The organism is Streptomyces sp. NPDC005070 (genome assembly GCF_053600395.1).
Genome location: NZ_JBSFZS010000308.1, coordinates 1 through 3,535, shown reverse-complemented (window position 1 = coordinate 3,535; position 3,535 = coordinate 1). Strand labels below are relative to the sequence as shown.

General features: G+C 70.6%; 4 protein-coding genes. 3 read left to right on the top strand and 1 reads right to left on the bottom strand.

The features are described 5' to 3' along the window. Positions 1-113: 113 nt before the first annotated feature. Complete coding sequence (locus ACWEBX_RS38180; RefSeq protein WP_451889322.1) at positions 114-902, bottom strand: hypothetical protein; 789 nt, start codon at positions 900-902, stop codon at positions 114-116. Positions 903-1,023: 121 nt separating this feature from the next. Here ACWEBX_RS38180 and ACWEBX_RS38175 point away from each other — a divergent pair, with 121 nt between their 5' ends. From ACWEBX_RS38175 to ACWEBX_RS38165, 3 genes are all read left to right on the top strand, one after another. Then, entirely contained in the window at positions 1,024-1,815 is a 792-nt protein-coding gene (locus tag ACWEBX_RS38175) for an ABC transporter ATP-binding protein (RefSeq protein WP_386989624.1), read from the top strand. 96 nt (positions 1,816-1,911) lie between these two features. Continuing rightward, the gene (locus ACWEBX_RS38170; protein ID WP_451889321.1) at positions 1,912-2,346 is read left to right on the top strand and encodes an NfeD family protein; all 435 of its coding nucleotides are present in this window, start codon (positions 1,912-1,914) and stop codon (positions 2,344-2,346) included. A gap of 130 nt (positions 2,347-2,476) precedes the next feature. Then, positions 2,477-3,436 (top strand): SPFH domain-containing protein, encoded by a 960-nt coding sequence (locus ACWEBX_RS38165; protein WP_451889320.1) that lies wholly within the window; start codon positions 2,477-2,479, stop codon positions 3,434-3,436. Positions 3,437-3,535: the final 99 nt, after the last annotated feature.

The following is a 3,535-nucleotide window of genomic DNA, read 5'->3' as shown; positions in this document are numbered from 1 at the left end:
GGCGAAGAGCTGGCCGGCCAGGCTGCGCGGTCGGGGGACCCCGGCCCGACCCACCCCCCGGCCCGACCCACCCCCCGGCCCGAACCGCCCCCCGCGAAACGCCAGAGGCGAGCTCAGCGCGCCCCCCGCTCCCGCTCCTCCACGAACGCGTTGTACGCGGCCACCTGCGCCCGCCGGGCCGTACGCTCCACCGGACGCAGGGCCTCGGCCCGGGCGCCCATCTCCGACGCGCTCACCGCACCACCGTGCCCGCTCTCGTACGCCACCGAGATCAGCATCCCGACCCGCTGAGCCAGCTCCAGCACCCGCACCGCGCGCGGCGGGTACCCGGGCGCCAGTACCTCGCGCCCCCGCTCCGCCCGCGCCCGGTACGCGTCGATCGCCGCCGCCGCGACCGGCCCCGACCCCGCCACGTCCAGCCGCGACAGCACCTGCGTCGCGTCGCGGAGCGCCTCCGCCAGCTCCCGCTCGGCCTCCCCGAGCGAGGGCACATCGGCGGGCGGCGCCTCGCGCACGGCGAGGCAGTGCCAGACGACCTCGACATGCACATCGCCGGCGGGCCCGGCCTCGTACACCTCGGGCACGAGCCCCAGCGCCCCGCCGTGGCAGACCACGGCCTCCTCGGCGTCGAGGGCACGCGCGTTGAACTCGGGCGGCCCGCTGAGCCCCAGCGGATGCCCCGGCGCGGGCAACGCGACCCGCAGCCCGGTCACCCCGAGTCGGCGCAGCCGGCCGAGACCGAGCGTGAGCCCGACGGGCCCCGACTCGCCGGGCACCCCCTCGACCCGGTGCACCGCGTCGTCCCCGACGACGGCCAGCACGGCGTCGTCCGGGGAAACAAGTCCGGCCAAGAGGGCATTTCCCCATGCGGCCAGCCGTCCTGAGCGTGGTTCGGAGAGCATGCCCCCACCCTAAGGACCGGCCGATGGGTCGGTGTGCCCGACCGGTGGCGTAGGTTTTCCCCGGGGGCTTCGTCCACAGACGCAAGCGACGGCCGAGACTGCAATGGGAGACAACGCGCTCATGAGCGATGTACTGGAACTGGTGGACGTATCCGTGGTCCGCGAGGGCCGCGCTCTGGTGGACCAGGTCTCCTGGTCGGTCAAGGAGGGGGAGCGCTGGGTCATCCTCGGCCCCAACGGCGCCGGGAAGACGACCCTCCTGAACGTCGCCTCCAGCTACCTCTTCCCCAGCGCGGGCTCCGCCACGATCCTCGGTGAGGCCCTCGGCAAGGTCGACGTCTTCGAACTGCGCCCGCGCATCGGCATCGCCGGCATCGCGATGGCGGAGAAGCTCCCCAAGCGCCAGACGGTCCTCCAGACGGTCCTCACCGCCGCGTACGGCATGACCGCCGGCTGGCACGAGGACTACGAGGACATCGACGAGCAGCGCGCCCGCGCCTTCCTCGACCGCCTCGGCATGAGCGACTACCTGGACCGCAGGTTCGGCACCCTCTCCGAGGGCGAGCGCAAGCGCACCCTGATCGCCCGCGCCCTGATGACCGACCCGGAACTGCTGCTCCTCGACGAGCCCGCGGCCGGCCTCGACCTCGGTGGCCGTGAGGACCTCGTGCGCCGTCTCGGCCGGCTCGCGCGCGACCCGATCGCCCCCTCCATGATCATGGTCACGCACCACGTCGAGGAGATCGCCCCCGGCTTCACCCATGTCCTGATGATCCGCCAGGGCAAGGTGCTCGCCGCCGGACCGCTGGAACTCGAACTCACCTCGCGCAACCTCTCCCTCTGCTTCGGCCTCCCCCTCGTCGTCGAGCAGGTCGGCGAGCGCTGGACGGCGCAGGGCCTGCCGATGGGCTGAACCGCCCCGTCCGCGCACCCGCGCACCCCTCAACCGGCGTATCCGAGGTGATCGCGCGCTCTGTCCGCCGGGGGGCCGCGGTCCTACCATGACCATGTGGACGACATCAACGCATGGGTGTGGTGGCTGATCGCTGCGGCCGGACTCGGCATCCCGCTCGTGGTGACCGCGATGCCCGAGTTCGGCATGCTCTCCGTGGGCGCCGTCGCCGGCGCGGTCACCGCCGGTCTGGGCGGCGGTGTCGTCGTCCAGACACTCGTGTTCGTCGTCGTGTCGGTCGCACTCATCGCCGTCGTACGCCCCATCGCGACCCGGCATCGCGCCCAGCGCCCCGAACTCGCCACCGGGATCGAGGCGTTGAAGGGCAAACAGGCCATCGTCCTAGAACGCGTGGACAGTTCGGGAGCCGGTCGCGTCAAGCTCGGCGGAGAGATCTGGTCCGCGCGCGCCCTCGACGGCGCCCAGGCCTACGAGGTGGGCCAGGAAGTGGATGTCGTCGACATCGACGGAGCCACGGCGATCGTCATGTGACCTCGTACAACGCAAGTGAACCGAACGCCCCACGTGGCAGACGACGTTCTGTCAGACTCGTCCAGCAAGATCTTCAACACCCATGAGATCTTTCGGAATTGCCGAGCGGAGAAGGGTACGGGGAGCATCGATGGAACCGATCATCATCGTCCTGATCATTCTGGTGGTGCTGGTCTTCATCGCCCTGATCAAGACCATCCAGGTCATCCCGCAGGCCAGCGCGGCCATCGTCGAGCGCTTCGGCCGCTACACGCGGACACTGAACGCCGGACTCAACATCGTCGTCCCGTTCATAGACTCGATCCGCAACCGCATCGACCTGCGTGAACAGGTCGTGCCGTTCCCGCCGCAGCCGGTGATCACCCAGGACAACCTGGTCGTGAACATCGACACGGTCATCTATTACCAGGTCACCGACGCGCGGGCCGCGACGTACGAGGTCGCCAGCTACATCCAGGCGATCGAGCAGCTCACCGTCACCACACTGCGCAACATCATCGGCGGCATGGACCTGGAGCGGACCCTGACCTCCCGCGAGGAGATCAACGCGGCCCTGCGCGGAGTCCTCGACGAGGCCACCGGCAAGTGGGGCATCCGCGTCAACCGCGTCGAGCTGAAGGCGATCGAACCGCCCACCTCCATCCAGGACTCGATGGAGAAGCAGATGCGAGCCGACCGCGACAAGCGCGCGGCGATCCTCACCGCGGAGGGCATCCGGCAGTCCCAGATCCTCACCGCCGAGGGCGAGAAGCAGTCCGCGATCCTGCGCGCCGAAGGTGAGGCCAAGGCCGCGGCCCTGCGCGCCGAGGGCGAGGCTCAGGCCGTCCGTACGGTCTTCGAGGCCATCCACGCCGGAGACCCGGACCAGAAACTCCTCTCGTACCAGTACCTCCAGATGCTCCCGAAGATCGCCCAGGGCGACGCCAACAAGCTCTGGATCGTGCCGAGCGAGATCGGCGACGCGCTCAAGGGCCTCAGCGGCGCCATGGGCAGCTTCGGCGCACCGAGCGCCGGTTCGGGCAACGGAAGCTCCTCAGGAGGCTCCGGCGGCGGCAGCGAGCGCCGCGAGAAGCCGTCCATCACGGACTGACGCGTACGGCAGCACTACGAGGATGGGGCCCACCTCCCGCGGGAGGTGGGCCCCATCCTCGTAGTGCCGAACGGGCTACGCGGCCGGCTGGACCAGCCA